This window comes from Pseudomonas koreensis (assembly GCF_024169245.1).
Taxonomy (GTDB): domain Bacteria; phylum Pseudomonadota; class Gammaproteobacteria; order Pseudomonadales; family Pseudomonadaceae; genus Aquipseudomonas; species Aquipseudomonas koreensis_F.
In genome coordinates, this window is sequence record NZ_JALJWP010000001.1 from 1,152,375 (window position 1) to 1,171,901 (window position 19,527).

General features: G+C 59.0%; 19 protein-coding genes. 7 read left to right on the forward strand and 12 right to left on the reverse strand.

Annotation, left to right across the window (positions count from 1 at the left end; translation table 11 throughout):
• Positions 1 to 3: 3 nt before the first annotated feature.
• From tssG to tssA, 9 genes are all read right to left on the reverse strand, one after another.
• Complete coding sequence (tssG, locus tag J2Y90_RS05400; RefSeq protein ID WP_253497250.1) at positions 4 to 1,011, reverse strand: type VI secretion system baseplate subunit TssG; 1,008 nt, start codon at positions 1,009 to 1,011, stop codon at positions 4 to 6.
• Positions 975 to 2,762 carry a type VI secretion system baseplate subunit TssF gene (gene tssF / locus J2Y90_RS05405; RefSeq protein WP_253497252.1) on the reverse strand — a complete coding sequence of 596 codons (1,788 nt, stop codon included), beginning with the start codon at positions 2,760 to 2,762 and terminating at the stop codon, positions 975 to 977. The genes tssG and tssF overlap by 37 nt, the downstream gene beginning before the upstream one ends.
• A 94-nt stretch (positions 2,763 to 2,856) precedes the next feature.
• Complete coding sequence (locus J2Y90_RS05410; protein WP_253497255.1) at positions 2,857 to 3,270, reverse strand: hypothetical protein; 414 nt, start codon at positions 3,268 to 3,270, stop codon at positions 2,857 to 2,859.
• Positions 3,270 to 4,208 (reverse strand): DUF6402 family protein, encoded by a 939-nt coding sequence (locus J2Y90_RS05415; RefSeq protein ID WP_253497258.1) that lies wholly within the window; start codon positions 4,206 to 4,208, stop codon positions 3,270 to 3,272. Before J2Y90_RS05415 ends, J2Y90_RS05410 begins: the two co-directional genes overlap by 1 nt.
• Before the next feature lie 45 nt (positions 4,209 to 4,253).
• A complete protein-coding gene (locus J2Y90_RS05420) occupies positions 4,254 to 4,778 on the reverse strand; it encodes a PAAR domain-containing protein (protein ID WP_253497261.1) in 525 nt (174 codons plus the stop codon).
• Between the two features lie 11 nt (positions 4,779 to 4,789).
• Entirely contained in the window at positions 4,790 to 5,197 is a 408-nt protein-coding gene (tssE, locus tag J2Y90_RS05425; RefSeq protein ID WP_123454704.1) for a type VI secretion system baseplate subunit TssE, read from the reverse strand.
• A 9-nt stretch (positions 5,198 to 5,206) separates the two neighbouring features.
• Positions 5,207 to 6,682 (reverse strand): type VI secretion system contractile sheath large subunit, encoded by a 1,476-nt coding sequence (gene tssC / locus J2Y90_RS05430; RefSeq protein ID WP_016772499.1) that lies wholly within the window; start codon positions 6,680 to 6,682, stop codon positions 5,207 to 5,209.
• Between the two features lie 28 nt (positions 6,683 to 6,710).
• Positions 6,711 to 7,214 carry a type VI secretion system contractile sheath small subunit gene (tssB, locus tag J2Y90_RS05435; protein WP_064365136.1) on the reverse strand — a complete coding sequence of 168 codons (504 nt, stop codon included), beginning with the start codon at positions 7,212 to 7,214 and terminating at the stop codon, positions 6,711 to 6,713.
• 32 nt (positions 7,215 to 7,246) lie between these two features.
• A complete protein-coding gene (tssA, locus tag J2Y90_RS05440; protein ID WP_253497264.1) occupies positions 7,247 to 8,809 on the reverse strand; it encodes a type VI secretion system protein TssA in 1,563 nt (520 codons plus the stop codon).
• Positions 8,810 to 9,509: 700 nt separating this feature from the next.
• Between tssA and tssI the strand changes: the two genes are divergently transcribed.
• The 5 genes from tssI to J2Y90_RS05465 all read left to right on the forward strand — a co-directional run bounded on the left by tssI (position 9,510) and on the right by J2Y90_RS05465 (position 15,946).
• The gene (gene tssI / locus J2Y90_RS05445) at positions 9,510 to 11,534 is read left to right on the forward strand and encodes a type VI secretion system tip protein TssI/VgrG (RefSeq protein ID WP_253497267.1); all 2,025 of its coding nucleotides are present in this window, start codon (positions 9,510 to 9,512) and stop codon (positions 11,532 to 11,534) included.
• Positions 11,531 to 12,379, forward strand: coding sequence for a DUF4123 domain-containing protein (locus tag J2Y90_RS05450; RefSeq protein ID WP_253497270.1), 849 nt, complete (start codon positions 11,531 to 11,533; stop codon positions 12,377 to 12,379). Before tssI ends, J2Y90_RS05450 begins: the two co-directional genes overlap by 4 nt.
• Positions 12,376 to 13,167 carry a hypothetical protein gene (locus J2Y90_RS05455; protein WP_253497273.1) on the forward strand — a complete coding sequence of 264 codons (792 nt, stop codon included), beginning with the start codon at positions 12,376 to 12,378 and terminating at the stop codon, positions 13,165 to 13,167. Before J2Y90_RS05450 ends, J2Y90_RS05455 begins: the two co-directional genes overlap by 4 nt.
• Positions 13,164 to 15,494: a lipase family protein gene (locus J2Y90_RS05460; RefSeq protein ID WP_253497276.1), complete on the forward strand. Its 2,331-nt coding sequence runs from the start codon at positions 13,164 to 13,166 to the stop codon at positions 15,492 to 15,494. Before J2Y90_RS05455 ends, J2Y90_RS05460 begins: the two co-directional genes overlap by 4 nt.
• An 83-nt stretch (positions 15,495 to 15,577) precedes the next feature.
• Positions 15,578 to 15,946: a DUF2388 domain-containing protein gene (locus J2Y90_RS05465; protein ID WP_253497278.1), complete on the forward strand. Its 369-nt coding sequence runs from the start codon at positions 15,578 to 15,580 to the stop codon at positions 15,944 to 15,946.
• 113 nt (positions 15,947 to 16,059) lie between these two features.
• Here the strand turns inward: J2Y90_RS05465 and J2Y90_RS05470 are convergent, their stop codons facing one another.
• From J2Y90_RS05470 to J2Y90_RS05480, 3 genes are all read right to left on the reverse strand, one after another.
• Complete coding sequence (locus tag J2Y90_RS05470) at positions 16,060 to 16,335, reverse strand: HU family DNA-binding protein (protein WP_003213368.1); 276 nt, start codon at positions 16,333 to 16,335, stop codon at positions 16,060 to 16,062.
• A 190-nt stretch (positions 16,336 to 16,525) separates the two neighbouring features.
• The gene (locus J2Y90_RS05475; protein WP_253497280.1) at positions 16,526 to 17,674 is read right to left on the reverse strand and encodes an NAD(P)/FAD-dependent oxidoreductase; all 1,149 of its coding nucleotides are present in this window, start codon (positions 17,672 to 17,674) and stop codon (positions 16,526 to 16,528) included.
• Between the two features lie 20 nt (positions 17,675 to 17,694).
• Complete coding sequence (locus tag J2Y90_RS05480) at positions 17,695 to 17,862, reverse strand: rubredoxin (RefSeq protein ID WP_003177199.1); 168 nt, start codon at positions 17,860 to 17,862, stop codon at positions 17,695 to 17,697.
• A gap of 201 nt (positions 17,863 to 18,063) precedes the next feature.
• Between J2Y90_RS05480 and J2Y90_RS05485 the strand changes: the two genes are divergently transcribed.
• Positions 18,064 to 18,624, forward strand: coding sequence for a chorismate--pyruvate lyase family protein (locus J2Y90_RS05485; RefSeq protein ID WP_253497282.1), 561 nt, complete (start codon positions 18,064 to 18,066; stop codon positions 18,622 to 18,624).
• A complete protein-coding gene (gene ubiA, locus J2Y90_RS05490; RefSeq protein WP_122506247.1) occupies positions 18,624 to 19,514 on the forward strand; it encodes a 4-hydroxybenzoate octaprenyltransferase in 891 nt (296 codons plus the stop codon). Before J2Y90_RS05485 ends, ubiA begins: the two co-directional genes overlap by 1 nt.
• Positions 19,515 to 19,527 lie beyond the last annotated feature (13 nt).

Here is a 19,527-nt window from a genome sequence, read left to right on the forward strand (position 1 = left end):
TCCTTAATGAATTTTGCTGCCCAGGGTCACCACGCCGTCCGCTTTTTCGCGGCCCAGCCAACTGGTCCAACCGAGGCGACAGGCGTTCTGCTCACCGATGCGCAGTTCGCGGATTTCTTCCTGGCGCAGGACCAGGCGGATGTCGTAATCGAGCGGGTCACGCAGGGTGAACCGCACCAGCGCGCAGAGCGGCTGGTAGCCGAAACCGATCGGTAGGAATTCATGGAATCGCTGCCAGTCGAGTTCGGTGATGTGAATGCGGAATTTGCCGCTGCGATCGCGCACGTGCTCGCCCAGCACCAGGTCTTCGCCGAGCATGCTGTTGGCGCGGCCCAAACGATTGCGCTGCTCGTCGAGAATTTCCACGCGGCGCTCGATGCACTGCTCGATGACCAGGTCTTCGTGCTTGAAGTAGTAACGCAGCACGGCTTCGATCAGCGCCGCCGAGTGCGCCCGCAGACTGAGCAGGCCGAGGTACGGTAGCAGGCGTTTCCAGTTGAGTTCCTTGGCCTTGCGGATCTCGTCGCCGCCCAGGCCGATCAGGGCAAACAGCTGCGCCGAGAACGGGTCGATCGCGCCGCTCTGGAAGCTCGCGCGGTAGCGGTACTTGCGCCAGATCGGCAGCATCAGTCGTTGCAGGCGATGGTGGAACAGGTCGAGGAAATTGCGCGTCGGGTTGCCGTCCTCGCTGTCGCCCAAGGCCTGTTCGCCGTAGAACGCCGGCAGCGGCGAACCGGAGCCGACCAGGCCGATCAGGTTGAAGCGCATGCGCGCGCGCATCTTGCCGTGCTCTTCGAAAAACTCGACGCGATCGACGTCGCTGCGCGGAAAGCCCAGGCTCGGGTTGGCCTGGAACTCGACCTGGTCGTACAGATCGTCTTCGCTCAGATGCGGGTGTGCCTCGCGCAGCCGGTCGATCACCAGCAGCACGGCCTGAAACAGCGAGTACTCGCGTATTACCTTGGTCAGCCCGCTTAAAGCAGAGGCTGCAGGCCCATACGTGGTGTCCATTGGTACACCTCTCCCTGTGTGCTTTTTACCCGCAGCTCATGGAATGAATTGAGACTGGCGTAAAGCGCGAAAAACTCGTTGAGAACCGAAGCGAAGACGAACAGGTCGCCTTCGCCGATATAGCCTTCCGGGTCGATGGTCAGTTCGGTGCGCAGACCGCGCACCGGCAGACCACGATGCAACCGGTCGACGTGGTGATGCTTGATGTGCTTGAGGCCGCCGAGCAGGCGCTTGCTGACCTTCTCCGCGTGCTGGTCGTAGTAGCGCGGCAGGTCGTAGGTTTCCAGAATCACCTTCAACGCATTGACGTCCGCCAGCGACAGATAGTTAAGCGACATGTTGCTGATCAGCTTCCACAGGAAGTCACGGTTCAGCGGCGGCGCGAAGCTCGGGGTGGCCGGGGTAATGTTGCGGAAACTGAGGAATTCCGGGGTCTGCTCGCTGGCCATGCAGATGTCGCCGAGCTTGAGCTTTTTCGGCAGGTTCTGGTTGGTGCACATCAGCTCTATCGACAGGGTTTCGTGCGCTTCGGTGTGGCGGATGCCGAAGCTCAGGTAAGTGTCGAGGCCGTCATGCAGCAAGGACGAGCGCTGGCGAATGCTGTAATGCGGACGGCTGTTGGGCACGTCGAAACTCGGATCGTGCTCGAAGGATTCGAACGGCACGTATTCCTGATAACCGAGACCGCCGGGCTTCCATCCGGTCACGGTTTCCACCGAAAACACACCGCAGTTTTCCAGGTCGTATTCCGCCGGCAGCAACAGATACTCGTCCTGCTTGCCATCGAGACGGATCGGCAGTGCGTCGTGCTCGAACAGATTGACGATCGGCGTGCAGAACAGCTTCACGTTATCGAGCGTCGGGCGCATGCGCATGATGCCGCTCTTGCGGATGTCGAAGCGCAGTTCGAGACCACGCATCTGCTTGAGGGTGTCTTCCGGCAAGGCCTTGAGAATGTCCAGGCCGTTGACGTCGACGAAGAGGAACTTGTCCTGGAAGGCGAAGTATTCCTGCAGGTAGCGATAGCCGCGGAAGGTGTTCAGCGGATACGGGATCAAGGCTTCTTCTTCGGCAAAACCCACCGGTTTCACCCGGTCACCGGGAATCTTGAACGCCATCGGCTTGCCGCTGACGCCATCGATCGCCTTGCCGGCGCCGTCGAGCGGGATCAGCTCGATGCCGTCGAGGTTGCGCAGCAGGCTCAGATAGAGCATCTGGCTGATGTAGCGCTCGCCGGCAAAGTGCAGGCGCAGTTTGCTCAGCTCCAGTTCACCGAGATGGCCGTCGGCGCTCATTTCCAGACGCAGGCTGAGCAGCGAGCCGTCGCCCTTCACCGAGTAATTCAGCGCAGCCAAGTCCAGCGGCAGCACTTCGGTCGGGTAGCAGGTGCGGAAGCGGCAACGCACGTCATCGATCGGCTTGCTCTCGATCGGCGTATCGCGCTCAACCAGCAGCGCCGGGCCGGAACGCTTGAGCGGATCGAACTGCAGAATGCTGAACGCCGGCAGCGGGCGCATGTAGTTCGGCCACAGCAGTTGCATCAGCGAATGGCTGAGCTCCGGCAGCTCGTCATCGAGCTTCTGCCGCAGGCGCCCGGTGAGAAACGCAAAGCCTTCGAGCAACCGCTCCACATCCGGATCCCGCCCGGCCTGCCCCAGATACGGCGCCAGCGCCGGACTACGCTCGGCGAAACGGCGACCGAGCTGGCGCAGTGCGGTGAGTTCGCTTTGGTAGTAGTGGTTAAAGGACACGGGGTACCTGCCTGGTAGTGGAACTCATCTAAAACAAAATCCTGTCGATGGGAGGGACTGTTCAGCCATCTCATGGCCGATTCTCCGCCGTGTCTCAATCGTCCCCGACAATGTCGTATGGGGTATTACTGATAAAGCTGTTAAGCCAATGCGGCTTCCATTCTGGAACTCTCATGCCGAAGTGCTGATCGCGTTTGTAAAAATCGATCCAGACGATGCCGACAATGACGTCGTCCTCATGGGTGCCCATGTCCACCGCGCTTCGCGGGTACAAAGGTGATCGAAAAACAGCGTTGGAATCTTGCTTGTCGGTAATACGCAAGTACGCCAAGTCATCAAACGGCACCAGCCACCCTCCGACAGGTACGTTTTCGATCAGATAATTGCCTGACTCGCTGACAACCGAGCTGCTCGCCGGACGTTTGAGAAGATTGTTCAGAGCGACACCAAAAAAAGTGATTGCCAATACCAGCAAACCAGCGAAAAAAACCGTTTTTTTGACTTTCATCAGTTCTTCACCAGCTCAATGGAAACCGGCGGGATCGTTTCGTAGAAAATATCGGAGAAGAGCTTGAAATCCCCGCCCTTGGAAAACTGTTCTCTATAGGCCACGAAATGTTTGTTCTGAATCAGGAAATATCGTCTGTTCGCCGCCTCGAAGAACTGCTTCTGCGCTACTTCACTCATGCCGAAGACAGATGATCGCCCGATGGCAGCCATTTCCTGATCAATTCCCATATTCTGCGCACTGGCCTCAAGTACTCCGGCGACACCGTCAAAATTCCAGTAGCCGAGCGGTTGGCTGACAAAGTCATCGCCGTCGCTGAAGTCGTAGTTATCTTCGACGTAGTAACCCAGGCGATCGGCGACGAATACGATCTTCTTGTCAAAGACGTTCACCACCCCCTCGGCAATCACGCGCATGTTGAAGTTGGCCAACGCCCCTCGCAGCTCGTCCAGTTCGCCACCGCCTAATTGACTGAAGTTGACTGAACGCGAATTGAAGTAACCGAACTTCTCCGCAGCTCGGCCTTTACCGTTGAACGTCAATGGATAACAACCAGGCGCGGAATTACCAAACGCACGCATTATTTTCGTTTGGATTTCGGGCATGGCCTTTGCGTTATTCCAGGCAGCCTTGAGCTCTTGTCGCGTCTCTTCAGGTTTTTTGAATGTCAGAACCCAGTTCATCTTGACGATACTTTCTTCGATGTACTGGTCGGGCACTGGTCGTGTGCGCTCTTTCTCTTCTGTTTCCATTCCACCGCTGGCATTGCCCCAAGGAGCACCGTTGAACCAGTGACGCATCAACGCCGCGGCAACAGGCCATTTCATCTTGTCCATCGCGCCGGGAATATCGCTGACTTTGAAAAGCCGCACAGCAGTAGACTGCCCCGTTTTATTGCTCGCGGGAGTCAGGCTGGAAGCTACTACGGTGTCTGCCATGTCGACGTCCTATCCTTAAACGTGTACTGCATCAGAAAACGATGTTCAGCCGATCAACACTTCGGTTTGTTGCTCAACGAGCAATTCCACAGACTCAGCCTGAGCGGAATGGATTTTCTGGGTCTTTCCATCAGCGCCGGTAATCCCGCTGATGATCTTTCCCGAGGCGGTTTTCAGTGTGTATGCCACCCCAGCCATCGGCTTGCCAGTGTCCTGGCAATTGATCACAAAGTGCTCGTCAAACGGCCACTGAATCTCCACCGGCAACGGCGGCACAAACGGCGCCGGCGTATGCGAATTGCCAATAATCACCGTGCCGGATCCAGCCGTAACCTTGTTGCCATGGTCCCCCACCGAATCAACCGTCGCGGCAGGTTTGCCGTTGATCAACACCGTGGTCGCCAAACCGCCCGACATCGCACCACCACATGCCGAGGCATCGCCTTGGCGGGCGGCCGCGAGGCCGTCGAAGAATACGTCGCCGGAACCGGCGGCGATCGGGTTGGTGCCGTGGCCGGGGAGCGGGCAAGCGGTAGGGTCGGATACGCGTGCTGCGGGTTTGCCAGACATCGGGGATCTCCTTAGGTGACCTTGACTTGACCGCTGCCATCCAGGCGCGCGGAGAAACTGACCTGACGCTTGAAACCCTCGACTTCCAGCAGGCCTTCGATACTGAAGGCCAGGCGAAGTTGATCGTGGTCACGCGGCAGGGAGATGACACGCACGTTGCTCAGGCGCGGCTCGTAGGCTTCGATGAAGTTTTCGATGGCCAGACGGGCCTGACTCAGGGAGTCGTGCAGGCTCAGGCGCATGTCATTGAGATCGGGCAACCCGTAGTCGGACAGCGTTTGCACGCTGCCGGCCCGGGTGCTGAGCATTTTGGCCAGATGGGCAGCCACTGACGCCATGGCACAAGCCTCAAGGCTGTTGCCCTTGCGTAGTTGTGCGTCGCCGTTGAGGCGTTCGAACAGGCTGCCGTATCCGTCCATGAGTCGCTCTTACTCTTTGTCCAGCTTGCCAACCAGCGACAGGGTGAAATCGGCACCCATGTACTTGAAGTGCGGACGCACGTTCAAGCTCACGCGGTACCAGCCCGGCTCGCCTTCAACGTCGCTGACGATCACTTGCGCAGCGCGCAGCGGACGACGGCCACGCACTTCGGCGCTCGGGTTTTCCTGGTCGGCGACGTACTGGCGGATCCACTTGTTGAGTTCCAGCTCGAGGTCGGTACGTTCTTTCCACGAACCGAGTTGCTCGCGCTGCAGCACTTTCAAGTAGTGAGCCAGGCGGTTGACGATCATCATGTACGGCAGTTGGGTGCCGAGCTTGTAGTTCAGCTCTGCGGCCTTGCCTTCTGCGCTGATGCCGAAGAACTTCGGCTTCTGCACCGAGCTTGCGGAGAAGAACGCCGCGTTGTCGGAGCCTTTACGCATGGTCAGGGAGATGAAGCCTTCCTCGGCCAGTTCGTATTCACGACGGTCAGAAACCAATACTTCGGTAGGAATCTTGGTTTCGATTTCGCCCATGCTTTCGAAATGGTGCAGAGGCAGGTCTTCAACCGCGCCACCACTCTGTGGGCCGATGATGTTCGGGCACCAGCGGAATTTCGCGAAGCTGTCAGTCAGCTTGGTGCCGAACGCGTAGGCCGTGTTGCCCCACAGGTAGTGCTCGTGGCTGTTGGCAACGGTTTCCTTGTACACGAACGACTTGACCGGGTTTTCTTCCGGATCGTACGGGTTGCGCAGCAGGAAACGTGGCACGGTCAGGCCAACGTAACGGGAGTCTTCCGAAGTACGGAAGCTCTGCCATTTGGCGAATTGCGGACCTTCGAAGTGGTCTTTCAGATCCTTCAGATCCGGCAGGCCGGTGAAGCTTTCCAGACCGAAGAATTTCGGCCCGGCGGCAGCGATGAACGGCGCGTGGGACATGCACGAAACGCTGGCCACGTACTGCATCAGCTTGACGTCTGGCGAGCTTGGCGACATGTAGTAGTTGGCGATGATCGCGCCAACCGGCTGACCACCGAACTGGCCGTATTCAGCGGTGTAGATGTGCTTGTACAGGCCCGACTGCATGACTTCCGGCGAATCTTCGAAATCGTCGAGCAGGTCTTCTTTGGAGACGTTGAGGATTTCGATCTTGATGTTTTCGCGGAAGTTGGTGCGGTCGACCAGCAACTGCAGACCACGCCACGACGATTCCAGCGCCTGGAAATCCGGGTGGTGCAGGATCTCGTCCATCTGACGGCTGAGCTTGGCATCGATCTCGGCGATCATGCGGTCAACCATGGCTTTCTTGACCGGCTCACCGTTGTTCTGCGGCTTGAGCAGCTCTTCGATGAACGCCGACACGCCACGCTTGGCGATGTCGTAGGCTTCGTCGTCCGGAGTCAGACGGGTTTCGGCGATGATGCTGTCGAGAATGCTGTATTCGCCGCTGGCGGCGCTCTTCTCTTGTGCTGCGCTAGTGCTCATTGTGTTGGCTTCCTTGGCTACTGGAGTCTCAGGCGTCCGGGGCTGCGGCGTTCAGGCCCAGCTCACCGAGTACGCGACCGCGGGATTCGTCGTCGGCGAGCACGCCTTCGATCGCTTTACGGAACGCAGGTGCGTTACCCAGCGGGCCTTTGAGGGCCACCAGCGCATCGCGCAGTTCCATCAGTTTTTTCAGCTCAGGCACTTGCTCGACCAGGCTGGCCGGGTTGAAGTCCTTCATCGAATTGACGCGCAGTTGCACGCCCAGCTCTTCAGTGCTGCCCTCTTCCTGCAGACGGTTCGGCACGTTCATCGTCAGGCTGAGCTCTTGCTTGGCCAGCACTTCGTCGAAGGTCATCTTGTCGATGCTGATCGGCTTGCGATCTTCGATCTTGCGCTCGTCCTTGCGGTGGGTGTAGTCACCGATTGCCAGCAGTTTCAGCGGCAGTTCAATCTCTTCCTGAGCACCGCCGGTGGCGGGTTTGAAGGTGACGTTGATGCGTTCCTTGGGGGCTACCGAGCCTTCTTTGGCCATGGCTTTTCTCCTTGCGGTTGTGGCCCTGGGGCCTATTCGAGTACCACTTCGAGGTCGAGGTGGCACAGCCTGCGATAAATCTCTTCCTTGCGTTCACGTACGGCATGGTTCTGCGGCAACAACTCGCAGCAACTGTGCAGCAGGTGCAGCACTTGCAATGCAAGCTCCGGCTCCCAGGCGTGCAGGCCTGAGTCCAGTAATGTCTGATCGAGGGTTTCGAGCTGGTTCTTGGCCAGTTCGTATTTCTTGGCCAGGAAGCACAGCCGCGCGAGGGCGAACTGCCAGAAAAAGCGTTCGCGCCCGCCGAAGGCTGATTGCAAACCCTGCTTGAGAATCTGCACGGCGGGTTTCAAACCTTCCTTGCGCAGGATCGGCTGGACGTCCTCGAGGGCTTTTTCCCAGGCCGGCTGGGTTTCGACGTTTTCGCTTTCGACCTTGCGCGGCGCGCTGGCGCTTTGCAGGTGCGGCATGACGTTGGCGGCGATCCACGCCCGGGTGGACGGATCGGCGAACGGCGCGCCGTCATGGAAGCGCAACTCGATGATGCCCGGCAGGCGCTGAATCAAAAGCGCGAAGTGGATTTCCACTTCGCGCATGGCCAGCTCGGCGTTGAGGTTCTGGAGACATTCCCAGACCATCCTCTGGCCATCGAACCAGAATGGCGCCTTCGCCAGGCTCGCCTCCAGTTCCACCAGCAGGTCGGCGTATTTGCCCTGATCGAAACGGTCCTGATAGAGCTTGAGTTTTTCCAGCGGCAGGCCGCGCAGCACGGTGATCTGCTCGGCGTTGCGCTCGGGCACCGCGTCGATGGTCATCCACAGCAGCGTACGGTTCAGGCGCAGGGCGCGCAGGTCGGTGGCCTTCTGCTTCAGCCACCAGGCGCACAACGGCCGGGCGCTTTCCTGCTGGGCGCGCAGGGCCTTGTGCGCATCGCGTTCGTTGTCGATCGGCGCGCCGGGCGTGAGCAACTGACTCGCGGCCTGCTTGACCTGCGCCACCGCCGCGCCCACCACGCCGGGTGCCGGCTGGTTGTCGGCGGCGCGCTGAATCATGGTTTTCAGGCGGCGGGAGATCGGCAGCAGCAGCGGCGCGTCATCGCCCAGGTGTTCGGTGCACGCAGCCTCGAGACCGGCCAGGTGCTCGGAGAGCTGCCGGAACATCGGCAACTGCTCTTTGATCGCAATGTTTTCGGTGATGACCTGCTCGAGACGCGGCACCAGCCAGCCGATCGCAGCGGCGCGGGTGCGGGGTTTGAGCGGGTGGACGTCGGCCCAGTGGTTTTCCGACAGATGGTGCAGCAGACCGAGGCCGGCGAGCAGCCCGGGGAAGGATTCGCGCTGGTACAGCGACCAGGTCAGCCAAGCGCCGACACGCAGATCCTTGGATTGGGTACGCAGCAGATTTTCGCTGTTTTCGCGGATTTTCAGCCAGTCGATCTGCCCGCTCTCGTGCATCGACGAAGCCTTGGCCAGCTCACTTTCCAGCGCCTCGAATTCGCTCGAGAAACGAACGTCTTCGCCCGCGAAATTCTCTTTGGAAACAGAGACTTTTGCGAGTTCGAGGTAATGGGCGGAAAGTTTGCTTGAGTAGGACATCCATGGCCTTTATTAAGGATTACAGTCAGGCGCGCGAATGGAGTTTCAGCAACGCGGGACAGTATCGAAGAGCGGTTCAGCGACTCATCCAATTGAGATGTGCTCTTACAAGTGGGCGCATCGTAATCACAATGATGGCCACTAGCAAGCATCTGATTAAACAACAAGACGAACTGTTCAGTGGGCTCTGTAGGAGATCGCCCTATATGTCACAGGGGTTTCCCTGAGGCCGCTTATTAATCAGCGCATTTTTCCCGCTCCCGCCAAACTATTGACCCAGAGCCTCCCGCCGCAGCCGGGCGAGTTTACCGGACGCCCGTGTCCTCGAGCGGCGTGCAGCATGCCAAATTCAAAAAAAAATAGAAGTAGGACACTTCCGAAAATGACTGGTTTGCGCCAACAAGTTTTCCGCGACAACGAGCAACGCGAAAAGTGCCACTATAATGATAGCACTTCATTATTCTGAAACTTTCCCTGCGCCAGCAAACACTGCCAACTCGATAGTTATCGAAGCCGCTCCCTACAGACACTTCCCTCATTCCGACCCACACTTTCACACCGGAATACTCTGACAAATGTCAGGGATACTTCTTACATCAATTAATTTTCTGCGCCGCTAGCTTGCCCTGGCAACTTTTCATGCGCGGCGATCAGGGAGGAACGGCATCGCGCTTTGACTCACTTTGCTTAAGGACAAGCCATGTTCGGCAAAGGCCACTGCGCGCCATTCTCACTGCACATCCCGACCATTCGCCACGACTTCAAGGTGCTTGCATTCACTGGCACAGAAGCGATCAGTCAGCTCTACGCGCTTCGCATCGAGCTGGTGAGCGAGCACGCAGATATCGATCTGGAAAGCCTGCTCAGCCGGCCCGCATTCCTGCAGTTCGGGTTTGCCGGCGAAGGCATCCACGGGCGAATCGACAACGTCATGCTCGGCGAATCAGGCAAGCGCCTGACCCGTTATGAGCTGACACTGGTACCGGCGCTGCATTATCTGCAACTGAGCCACGACCAGCGGATTTTCCAGCAGCTGACAGTGCCGCAGATCATTGCGCAAGTGCTCAAAGGGCATGGCATCCAGCCCGATGACTTCACATTCAATGTCACCGTCGGCGAGCCACGTGAATACTGCACGCAGTATGGCGAAAGCGACTTCCTGTTCATTCAGCGCCTGTGCGCCGAAGAGGGTATTGCCTGGCATCACCAGCATTCGATCGACAGGCACTTACTGGTGTTCGGCGACAGCCCGGTGTTCGTGCGCAAATTAGGTACGACAGCCTTTCGGGCGGATAGCGGCATGGTCGCCGAATACCCGGTGGTCAACCACCTGACCATGGGCTTCAACACGCGTACCAGCACCGTCACCCGCCGCGACTATGACCTCAAGCGCCCCACCCTGCTGCTGGAAAACCGCTTCACCGCAGAATTCACGCCGGCTCTCGAGGACTATCGCTATCCACTGTTGATGAAGTCCGAGAAGCACGGCAAACAGCTGGCGCGTCAGGCCTTGGAGCGCCACCGCAGCGACTATCAATGGATTGAAGGCAAAAGCAATCAGCCGATTTTGCGCAGCGGTCACCTGTTCGAGCTGAGCGAACATCCCAGGGCCGACTGCAACGAGTTGTGGTTGTTGGTCAGTCTTGGTCACGAAGGCAAGCAACCGGCGGTGCTCGAAGAGGCTTTCAGCAGCGAGGCGAAACCTGCCGATGGTTTTTCCCAAGGCTATCGCAATACCTTCAGGGCCATTCCCGCAGAGCTGGTTTACCGTCCGCCTTTGCCCGCGCCAAGACCCTTGCTGGTCTGCCAGACCGCTCGCGTTACCGGGCCTCCCGGAGAAGAGATCTTCTGTGATGAATACGGCAGGGTTCGTGTCGAGTTTCATTGGGATCGCGCTGAACGCAACAGCGAAAAAAGCAGCTGCTGGTTACGCGTAGCCTCCAGTTGGGCAGGTGACGGATTCGGCGCGGTGACCATTCCCCGGATCGACATGGAAGTGGTCGTGACCTTCCAGGAAGGCGACCCGGACCAACCGCTGATTACCGGCTGCGTTGCCAACAAGGTCAATGGCGTCGCTCATCCCTTGCCAGCGAGCAAAACCCGCACGGTATTACGCAGCCAGAGCTCGCCGCGCAATGGCGGCTACAACGAACTGTCGATCGAGGATCGCGCCGGGCAGGAGAAGATCTACCTGCGCGCGCAGCGTGATCTGGAGCAGTTGATCCTCAACGACAGCCGCAGCCTGATCACTCGCGACCGCCATGAGCATGTCGGCAATGACAGCACCAGTCTCATCGAGGGCAAGGATTCGCGCACTCATCAAGGACTGCGCAGCACAGTAATCAACGCCGACGACTTGTTGCAGGTCAGCGGCACCAGCAGCCAGACCTTGGGCGCTCTGGTGATCCAAGCCGGTCGGCAGGCGCATGTCACGGCAAGCAACGTGGTGATCGATGCCGGCATGAGCCTGACGCTGTCAGCGGGCGGTCATCACATCGTGATCAATGCCGGCGGGATTTTCAGCAGCGTGCCCATCGTCCAGGGCGGCGCGCCACTGGCGGGTCTCGCACCGCTACAGCCGCTGCAGGTTGAGGCTGGTCTGGCTGCTCCAATCAGTGCCACACCGCTGTCGATCATCAGCAGTGCGCGCCAGCAGGCAGCGGATTTTTGCCCGCTGTGCGAAGCCTGCGCAGCGGGTCAGTGCGAGCTGGGAGAAGTCGCATGAGCCCGGTCGAACAATGGTTGCACGCTCAGTCCCGCGCTGGCTGCGATCTGTATCTGATGCTCGACAGCGACAGGCAAAGCTCAGAGCACGCTGCGTTGACCCGCGACCTCGGTACCGACCAGTTTCGCCCGCTCTACACCGGCACGCCGGCCGAGTCGCTGGTGCCGACCGGCCCGCTGCTGTTGCACATCGATACGGCGCAGCATCCCGCCATCCAGACCTTGCTTGCCACGCCCGAGCGCAATTGGGGCTGGCTGGCCAGTGCCCATAACGTCGAACTTGACGCGCTGGCGGCGCATTGGCGTGATCGCCTGATAACCGGTGAACGTCCGAATCAGGCGGTGTACCGCGTGCATGACAACCGGGTTCTGGGACGTGCGCTGGCGCACCTGCAACCCGAGCACCGCGCCGCGTTTCTCGGGCCATTCAACAGCGTCTGCTATTGGCACGCAGAGCGATGGAACGCCATCGACAACCCGGACCCCGGCCACCATCCGCTGCCGATGGATCCGCCGTGGCTGCACACGCCGACCCCGGAACTGATCTACGCCAACGTGCTGTTCGACAACACCCGCCGTTACCTGGTCGGCGAACACACCGAAGCCATGGCCACGCTGGCCGAACAGCTCGACGTCGATGAGTGGTTGTGGGGCCTGATTCAACTGACGCACTTGTGGGGCTGGCAACAACCGGAGCAAGTGCATTTCTTGCTGACCCACAGTTTGCAATTACCGGGATATCGCCCAGGCAAATCATGGCTGCCCAAACCCGGTGAAGATCCGGCGATGCATTTTGAGCGGGTATATCAGGAAGCGTTGTATTGGCAGGGAGAGGTAGGTCGATGAGGAACTTGAAACGAGGGTTGATGCTGAGTGGTTGCCTGGGATTGCTGGTGGGTTGTACGACGGTGAAGACCCCCAACACCTTTATGTTTGTTCCGGATTTTCCGCCTGGATTCAAGTACGACATTACAGCCACATATGTTCCAGCCAAGGGCCAAACATGCACCGTGCCTGGCGGGAGAAACACTCAGCTGGGATTCAACAAAACCAATATGAAGTACCAAGGGACTTCCGAGATCCCGCTGTACAGAACCGTAAGCGAATGTCCTCTCGCACTGAATTACATCGAGATCAAGGTCATCGGTATTTATGGTCCAGGGCGAAGCAACTTCAGCTATGACTACGCCTCGATTGCTGTACGTCCGGAGCTGTTGGAACGACAGATGGGTAGTTTCAGAGATGAAAAGACAGCTGAGTTCTTTGGTGAGTGCATGTGGTCTTTTCGCACGGTGGGTCCGAAGCGTTATCTGATCAAACTGCTGACCTGCAAAAAAAAGGATGCACAGGGCAATGTCGGGCGAAGCCGTCCTTCTACGGCGTACACGCTGACTCAGCTTTCTGGAAAAACGGTAACTCTGAAAATCCAATTATCTGAGCGAGAAAAGCCCGCTTTTGGTGACACCTGGGTAAAAGTGCCCGGCGGATGGAAGCGCTGCATGGGGAAAGCCTTTGAGGATCAGGATGCGTTCTGTTTCGGCAATTACAAAGACTTCAGCACATTCAGGATGGTAGACGAGCGCATCTGCACTATTTACCCCGATTGCACTGAAAACAAGGACCAGACCCCATGAGCATTGAGCCGACAGATCACAGCTTTGCGGCCTTTATGCAAGGCAACATCCACGCCTGCCCAAAACGCGGACACGCCACGAGCTTTCAATTGGTGGACGAGTTCGGTGATGGCAAACCGTACGCCGGTCTGACCTACGAAGCCGTCGATTACGAGGATACTGTTTATACCGGCAAACTGGATTCCTCGGGCTTTGGAAAAGTTCTTGATCATTACTGCGGTCCCGTGACCTTGAAGCTCAGTCAGTTTTATCAGGGGAAAGAGGAAATATATGCGCGACTGAAGGAACGACCGCACTACCCCCTCCCCATCACCGAACTCCAAGTCCGCGCCGAAAAAACCCGCTTCTTCCACAAAACAGGCACTCGCACCCAGGCCAACCCCGCCAAGGACCTGCCCGAAACCGATGCGTACTGTCAGGTCGAAGTCAGTGAACTGGTAAAACACATCGCCCATCTGCCACCGCTGGCTGCTCGTCCCGACCCTCCGAAGAGGGCGGCGCACAAGCTCATGCGACCCGCTGCGAAATCCAGAGACTTCACGGTGGTCGATAAAACCGCTGCGGATGGCGGACTTCAAGCAATCTTGAGTCCGGCTGAAATGGCCACCGTCGAACTGGGGTTTTCCCCGCCGCCGCCCAAGGGCGTCGCACTGCTGCCGAACATGCACCATGTGCTGGAAGTACGTCCGATGAGAGCGCTACGGCCAATGCTGTCGACAGGCGAGGCGTTCTGCGCGCTCAACCTTTATCAGCTATCGGTAATGGCCACGCTGAGCTACACCGATTTCGGACAGCAACCCAACACTCAACCGGTGCAGACCGACACGGTAAGCTTTCCGGTACAGCCCAGCAGCGGCAACTGGTTCGGCCACGCGCTACCGCAGTTCGATGAGTTGTGGAAGGTCGATGACTCGCAAACGCAGAAATACTACCCACTGTATGAAGACGTACCGTACTCGAAACGCCTGGAAGTGGTGCCGTTTGACCCGAACCTTTACCGCGAAGTGAATGACCCCGAGTTAGGGAACCAACAAGAACACCCCGCCAGACTGCATTTTTTCGATGATCGCAAACAGGTCGAAAGCACGGACACTCAGGCCTTCATCTGCCACCACGACGAACTGATCCTGATCAGCGTGCGGGGTACCAGTGAATTCTGGCCCGACGGCTTGCGTGACGGCGATGCCTATCAGGTTCCCTTTGCCGAAGGCGAAGGCAAAGTGCACCGCGGTTTCTACGGTGGCGCTTTGGCGGTTTATCCATTCATCGTGACTTATCTGGAAAAATTCTACAGCGGGCAAAAGCTGCTGATCGCAGGTCACAGTCTGGGCGGTGCAGTTGCACTGATCCTGTCCGAGATGCTGAGACGCAACCTGGAGTTTTCCCCGCAAATCGTGCTCTACACCTACGGCGCCCCCCGCGCCGGCGACACCACCTTCATCGAAAGCGCCAGATCGCTGGTGCATCACCGCATCGTCAATCAGAACGATCCGGTACCGAGCGTGCCGGCGACCTGGATGAACACCTTTGCCAAGCCTGGGCCGATGTACGCAACCAACGCCGTGGTGCTGGGCTTCAACCCGGTCGCCGGCCTCGGCCTGCTGATCTGGGGAATCATCAATTTCTTTGGCGACGACTATGGGCATCACGGTGCTTTGCGCCATTTCATGCCCGTTGAGTTCGACAAGGACCACCGATCCTCCCTTCTCTGGGAGCCGGGTTGCAGCACGATCGTCGATCACGGCTGCGCCAAGGCCCTGCGCGCTACCAACGGCTTGCCCGAACGCGGATCGTTTCTGCGGCAGTTGTTCGACCGGGGTCACCACTCAATGGTCGGCAGCTACATCCCCGGCTGCTGGGCCAGCTTGCGCCGTTGGCAGGAAGCACTGCAGCTCAAGCGTTCGCTGGTGACCAATCGCGAATTCGAGTGGATCAGCAGCGCGCTGGAGAATATTCAGCAACAGCTGCGGGCCGTTAAGCGCGATCTGCAAAACAACCACCGTTCTTACGTGCGAGAGCAGGAGCGCGCGCACAAGACGCTGATGCTCAATCAGGAAATAGACAAGATCAGCATGACCAAGGCCCGCCTGACAGCGCTGCGCAGTCAACGGGTCACTGAGACCGACGTTTACGGCAGCTATGCCGACCAGCCCGAATGGGTTGAGGAAAGTCTGCTGCGCTGGAACGCCCACCCTGAAAACCTGGTTCAGGAGCAACTGGCGATGATTCCGCCAGCCGTTGAAGACCACGACGCCGCTATCGCCGCGATGACCGGTGGGCATGCAGTTGGCGCGCCGTTTCAGCTGGATATTGATTCGATTGTTTAGCGCTCTGACGTAATCCTTTCTCGACTCAAAAAGACACGCAGTGCGCCTGGCGGCGTAATTTAGGACAAGGAGTTCAATTAGACATGGGCACTAGCTTTTTAAAAAAACGGATCACGGTTCCAGCCTTAATTTTGCTTTTTATCAGCACCTCTGTTCCGGCTGAAATGTGCATTGCAAAAATTTGCATGTTTAAAGGCCCATTATCATCAACGGGGGCTATGTTGCTCTTCACAACAACCGTGCCGTTTTATACGACGTCGGAAGAAATCAAAAGCCTTTCGAAGCACTACGTGCAAGCTGTAAGGGACGACGCCACTACCTATATCGCTACGGACGGAGAATTCGACGGGGCCATGCTTGAATCGGCATGGCGTGCATATCACCTTCAGAATACCGAGCAGAAATTAAGCAAGAGAGACTTTGCCCATATGGTTTTGGCTACCTACGGATAGCCATTAAATATCCGGACGGATAGCAGACGTACAAAAAATGGGCACCCGACCGCAATCGGTGTGCCCATTTCTCATTTGCGGTTCTCCCCGTCATGCAGGGGAGCACGCCGCCATCAAGGATTGACGCTGTCTTTCAACGACTTGCCTGGCTTGAACGCAACGGTATTGCTGGCCTTGATCTTGACCGGTTCGCCGGTCTGCGGGTTTTTGCCGGTGCGGGCGCCGCGGTGGCGTTGCAGGAAGGTGCCGAAGCCGACCAGCGTCACGCTGTCCTTGCGGTGCAGGGCGCCGGTGATTTCTTCGAGGACGGCGTTGAGGACGCGGTTGGCCTGTTCTTTGGTCAGGTCTGCCTTTTCGGCGATTGCAGCGGCGAGTTCTGGTTTACGCATTAGTGAAGCCCCTTTGACGGTTTTTTGTTGTTATGTCCGTGCTGTTCTCGTTGGAACAGCGCCCAAGGCGCCGCAGGCTCTACTCTGCGGCAGACGGGAGTGAGAATGGCACGCCGCCAACGGCGGCGCCAGTCTCCCCAAGACCTTTGTCGGGGCAAAAGAGCGGTGATTACGACAGAACGACCGGCATTTACGCCAGCAGTGGCGGCAGCTGTTTGTTCAGGACCAGTTTTTCCAGGACGGCCCCGCCGGTCAGGGCGTAACCGAGCAACCGACCGTCGGCGCTGTGGCACAGCGCTTTGATGTCGCCGCCCTGCCCTTCGACGCTCCACACGCCTTCGCTGCCCCGTGGCGGCGGGGAAACCACCAGCGGGCATACTGGGGTTTTCACGGTGATCGGCATCGGCCCGTAACTGACCGCGGTCGGGTTTCCGGCGAGGGTTTGCGCCAGCGCTCGAGCGCAACTCATCAGCGGCATCACGTAGAGCAGATTGAGCCCGTCGACTTCGGCGCAGTCGCCCAGGGCGTAGATGTTGGCGTGGGAGGTTTTCAGGTAACGGTCGACCATCACGCCGCGATTGACCTGCACGCCGGCAGCCGCCGCCAGATCGATGCGCGGGCGAAGGCCGATCGCCGAGACCACGACATCGCACGGGATAACGTGGCCGTCGGACAGGTGCGCTTGCAGTCCGTCAGCCACTTTCTCCAGCCGGGTCAGCACCGGGCCGAGGTGAAACTTCGCCCCGATACTTTCCAGCCCGGCCTGCACGGCCGCCGCAGCGGCTGGATGCAACAGCATTGGCATGACCTGTTCGCACGGTGCGACCAGTTGCACTTCGTAGCCGCCGAGGATCAGGTCATTGGCGAATTCGCAGCCGATCAGCCCGGCGCCGAGCAACAACACCCGACGCTTGCCCGCCGCTGCGGCACGGAAGCGCGCGTAGTCTTCGAGATCGTTGATCGGGAATACCAGATCTGCGCCGTCGCCTTCGATCGGCACGCGCACGGTTTCCGCGCCCCAGGCCAGGATCAGGTCGCGATAGGGCACGGCTTCTTCACCGATCCACAAGCGTTTGTGGCCGGCGTCGATGCCGCTGATGCGCGTGTGGGTGCGCACTTCGGCCTTCAACTGCTCGGCCATGGCGCCGGGCTCGGCTATGCTCAGGCCGTCGGCGTCCTTGTTCTTGCCGAAACCGGTGGAGAGCATCGGCTTGGAGTAAGAGCGGCCGTCATCGGCGGTGATCAGCAGCAACGGGGTTTCGCTGTCGAGCTTGCGAAACTCGCGGGCCAGGTTGTAGCCCGCAAGCCCGGTGCCGATGATGACGACTGGTGCGCTCATGCCTTACTCCTCTGATTTGCTTAGTTGATTTCGATCATTTCGAAGTCCATCTTGCCGACGCCGCAGTCGGGGCACAGCCAGTCTGCCGGTACGTCTTCCCAGCGGGTGCCCGGCGCGATGCCGTCATCCGGCCAGCCATCGGCTTCGTTATAGATCAGGCCACAGACGATACATTGCCACTTCTTCATTCAGGTACTTCCTCAGGGTTCAGGCGTAGTGCCGGCGCGGACGGTCGATGGGTGCTGCGTTGCCATCCGGCTCAGGGCGTTTTGTACTGAGGGTGCCGGGCAGATGCAAGCCTGTTCGGCGCAACGGCAGCCGGCGCCGCTCGATCTTATCGCCCGCCATGGTAAGCTCGCCGCCTCATTTGCGGCCAATAATGACTCATTGTGCAACATTCAAATGCCTGCCCCGCCCCGCTCTGGCTGACCCAAGACCGCATGACGCCCCGCCCCGATCCGTTGACGCTGGACTGGTTGTTCGACGAAGGTTCTCTGACCCGCCGTTTGACCCGTTTGTCCGAGGATGGCTTCAGCGTGTCGCCGCTGTTCGAAGGCTGGGACACCCTGCGCGCTGATGAATGCGCGGCGCTGGATCTGGCCGAGGGCAGCGAAGGCTGGGTGCGCGAAGTGTATTTGCGCGGCCACGGCGAGGGCTGGGTGTTTGCCCGCAGCGTTGCCTCGCGGGCGGCCCTGCAAGGTGATGGTTTGCACATGGATGAACTGGGCAGCCGCTCGCTGGGCGAATTGCTGTTTTGCGATCGGGCATTTCAGCGCCGCGCCATTGAAGTCTGCCACTACCCTGAACAATGGTTGCCGCCAGCGGTGCAAGCCCCTGAGCTGTGGGGCCGGCGTTCGCGCTTCGACCGTGGCGCGCTGAGCGTGCTGGTCGCGGAAATTTTCCTGCCGAGCCTGTGGGACGCCGCCCGCGCCCACCCGGAGAACTGCTGATGTATCAGAGCCTGCTCAAGTCCCTCAACCGTCTGAACCCGCGCGCCTGGGACTTCGTGCAGTTGACGCGCATGGACAAGCCGATCGGCATTTACCTGCTGCTGTGGCCGACGCTGTGGGCACTGTGGATCGCTGGCAAGGGTTCACCGTCGCTGGCCAACGTCGTCATCTTCGTCCTCGGCGTGGTGCTGACCCGCGCTGGCGGCTGCGTGATCAATGACTGGGCCGACCGCAAGGTCGACGGCCACGTCAAACGCACCGCGCAACGGCCGCTTGCTGCTGGACGGATCAGCTCGAAGGAAGCGCTGGTGTTCTTTGCCGTGCTGATGGGCATCAGTTTTCTGCTGGTGCTGTGCACCAACGCGCCGACGATCTGGCTGTCGCTCGGCGGTCTGGCGCTGGCATTCACGTATCCGTTCATGAAGCGCTACACCTACTACCCGCAAGTGGTGCTGGGTGCGGCGTTTTCCTGGGGCATGCCGATGGCCTTCACCGCCGAAACCGGCGAGTTGCCAGCGGCGGCGTGGCTGCTGTGGATCGCCAATCTGCTGTGGACGGTGGGCTACGACACTTATTACGCGATGACCGATCGCGATGACGACCTGAAGATCGGCGTGAAATCCACGGCAATTCTATTTGGCGAAGCGGATCGGGTGATCATCCTCAGCTTGCAGGCGTTGTCATTGGGTTGCCTGATCCTTGCCGGGTCGAAGTTCGAGCTGGGGATCTGGTTCCACCTCGGCTTGCTGGTGGCGGCCGGGTGTTATGCGTGGGAGTTCTGGTACACGCGCAGCAAGGACCGCATGCGTTGCTTCCAGGCCTTCTTGCACAACCATTGGGCAGGGTTGGCGATATTTGTCGGGATCGTGCTGGATTACGCATTGCGCTAAACGCAAACATGTA

What these genes read in the sequence shown, in the direction of transcription:
- J2Y90_RS05460 (WP_253497276.1), top strand. Translation starts at nt 13,164, where the DNA reads ATGAGCATTGAGCCGACAGATCACAGCTTTGCGGCCTTTATGCAAGGC.
- J2Y90_RS05420 (WP_253497261.1), bottom strand. Translation starts at nt 4,778, where the DNA reads ATGTCTGGCAAACCCGCAGCACGCGTATCCGACCCTACCGCTTGCCCG.
- J2Y90_RS05480 (WP_003177199.1), bottom strand. Translation starts at nt 17,862, where the DNA reads ATGAAGAAGTGGCAATGTATCGTCTGTGGCCTGATCTATAACGAAGCC.
- J2Y90_RS05410 (WP_253497255.1), bottom strand. Translation starts at nt 3,270, where the DNA reads ATGAAAGTCAAAAAAACGGTTTTTTTCGCTGGTTTGCTGGTATTGGCA.
- tssI (WP_253497267.1), top strand. Translation starts at nt 9,510, where the DNA reads ATGTTCGGCAAAGGCCACTGCGCGCCATTCTCACTGCACATCCCGACC.
- tssG (WP_253497250.1), bottom strand. Translation starts at nt 1,011, where the DNA reads ATGGACACCACGTATGGGCCTGCAGCCTCTGCTTTAAGCGGGCTGACC.
- tssE (WP_123454704.1), bottom strand. Translation starts at nt 5,197, where the DNA reads ATGGACGGATACGGCAGCCTGTTCGAACGCCTCAACGGCGACGCACAA.
- J2Y90_RS05450 (WP_253497270.1), top strand. Translation starts at nt 11,531, where the DNA reads ATGAGCCCGGTCGAACAATGGTTGCACGCTCAGTCCCGCGCTGGCTGC.
- ubiA (WP_122506247.1), top strand. Translation starts at nt 18,624, where the DNA reads ATGTATCAGAGCCTGCTCAAGTCCCTCAACCGTCTGAACCCGCGCGCC.
- tssA (WP_253497264.1), bottom strand. Translation starts at nt 8,809, where the DNA reads ATGTCCTACTCAAGCAAACTTTCCGCCCATTACCTCGAACTCGCAAAA.
- tssB (WP_064365136.1), bottom strand. Translation starts at nt 7,214, where the DNA reads ATGGCCAAAGAAGGCTCGGTAGCCCCCAAGGAACGCATCAACGTCACC.
- J2Y90_RS05465 (WP_253497278.1), top strand. Translation starts at nt 15,578, where the DNA reads ATGGGCACTAGCTTTTTAAAAAAACGGATCACGGTTCCAGCCTTAATT.
- J2Y90_RS05475 (WP_253497280.1), bottom strand. Translation starts at nt 17,674, where the DNA reads ATGAGCGCACCAGTCGTCATCATCGGCACCGGGCTTGCGGGCTACAAC.
- J2Y90_RS05455 (WP_253497273.1), top strand. Translation starts at nt 12,376, where the DNA reads ATGAGGAACTTGAAACGAGGGTTGATGCTGAGTGGTTGCCTGGGATTG.
- J2Y90_RS05415 (WP_253497258.1), bottom strand. Translation starts at nt 4,208, where the DNA reads ATGGCAGACACCGTAGTAGCTTCCAGCCTGACTCCCGCGAGCAATAAA.
- tssC (WP_016772499.1), bottom strand. Translation starts at nt 6,682, where the DNA reads ATGAGCACTAGCGCAGCACAAGAGAAGAGCGCCGCCAGCGGCGAATAC.
- J2Y90_RS05470 (WP_003213368.1), bottom strand. Translation starts at nt 16,335, where the DNA reads ATGCGTAAACCAGAACTCGCCGCTGCAATCGCCGAAAAGGCAGACCTG.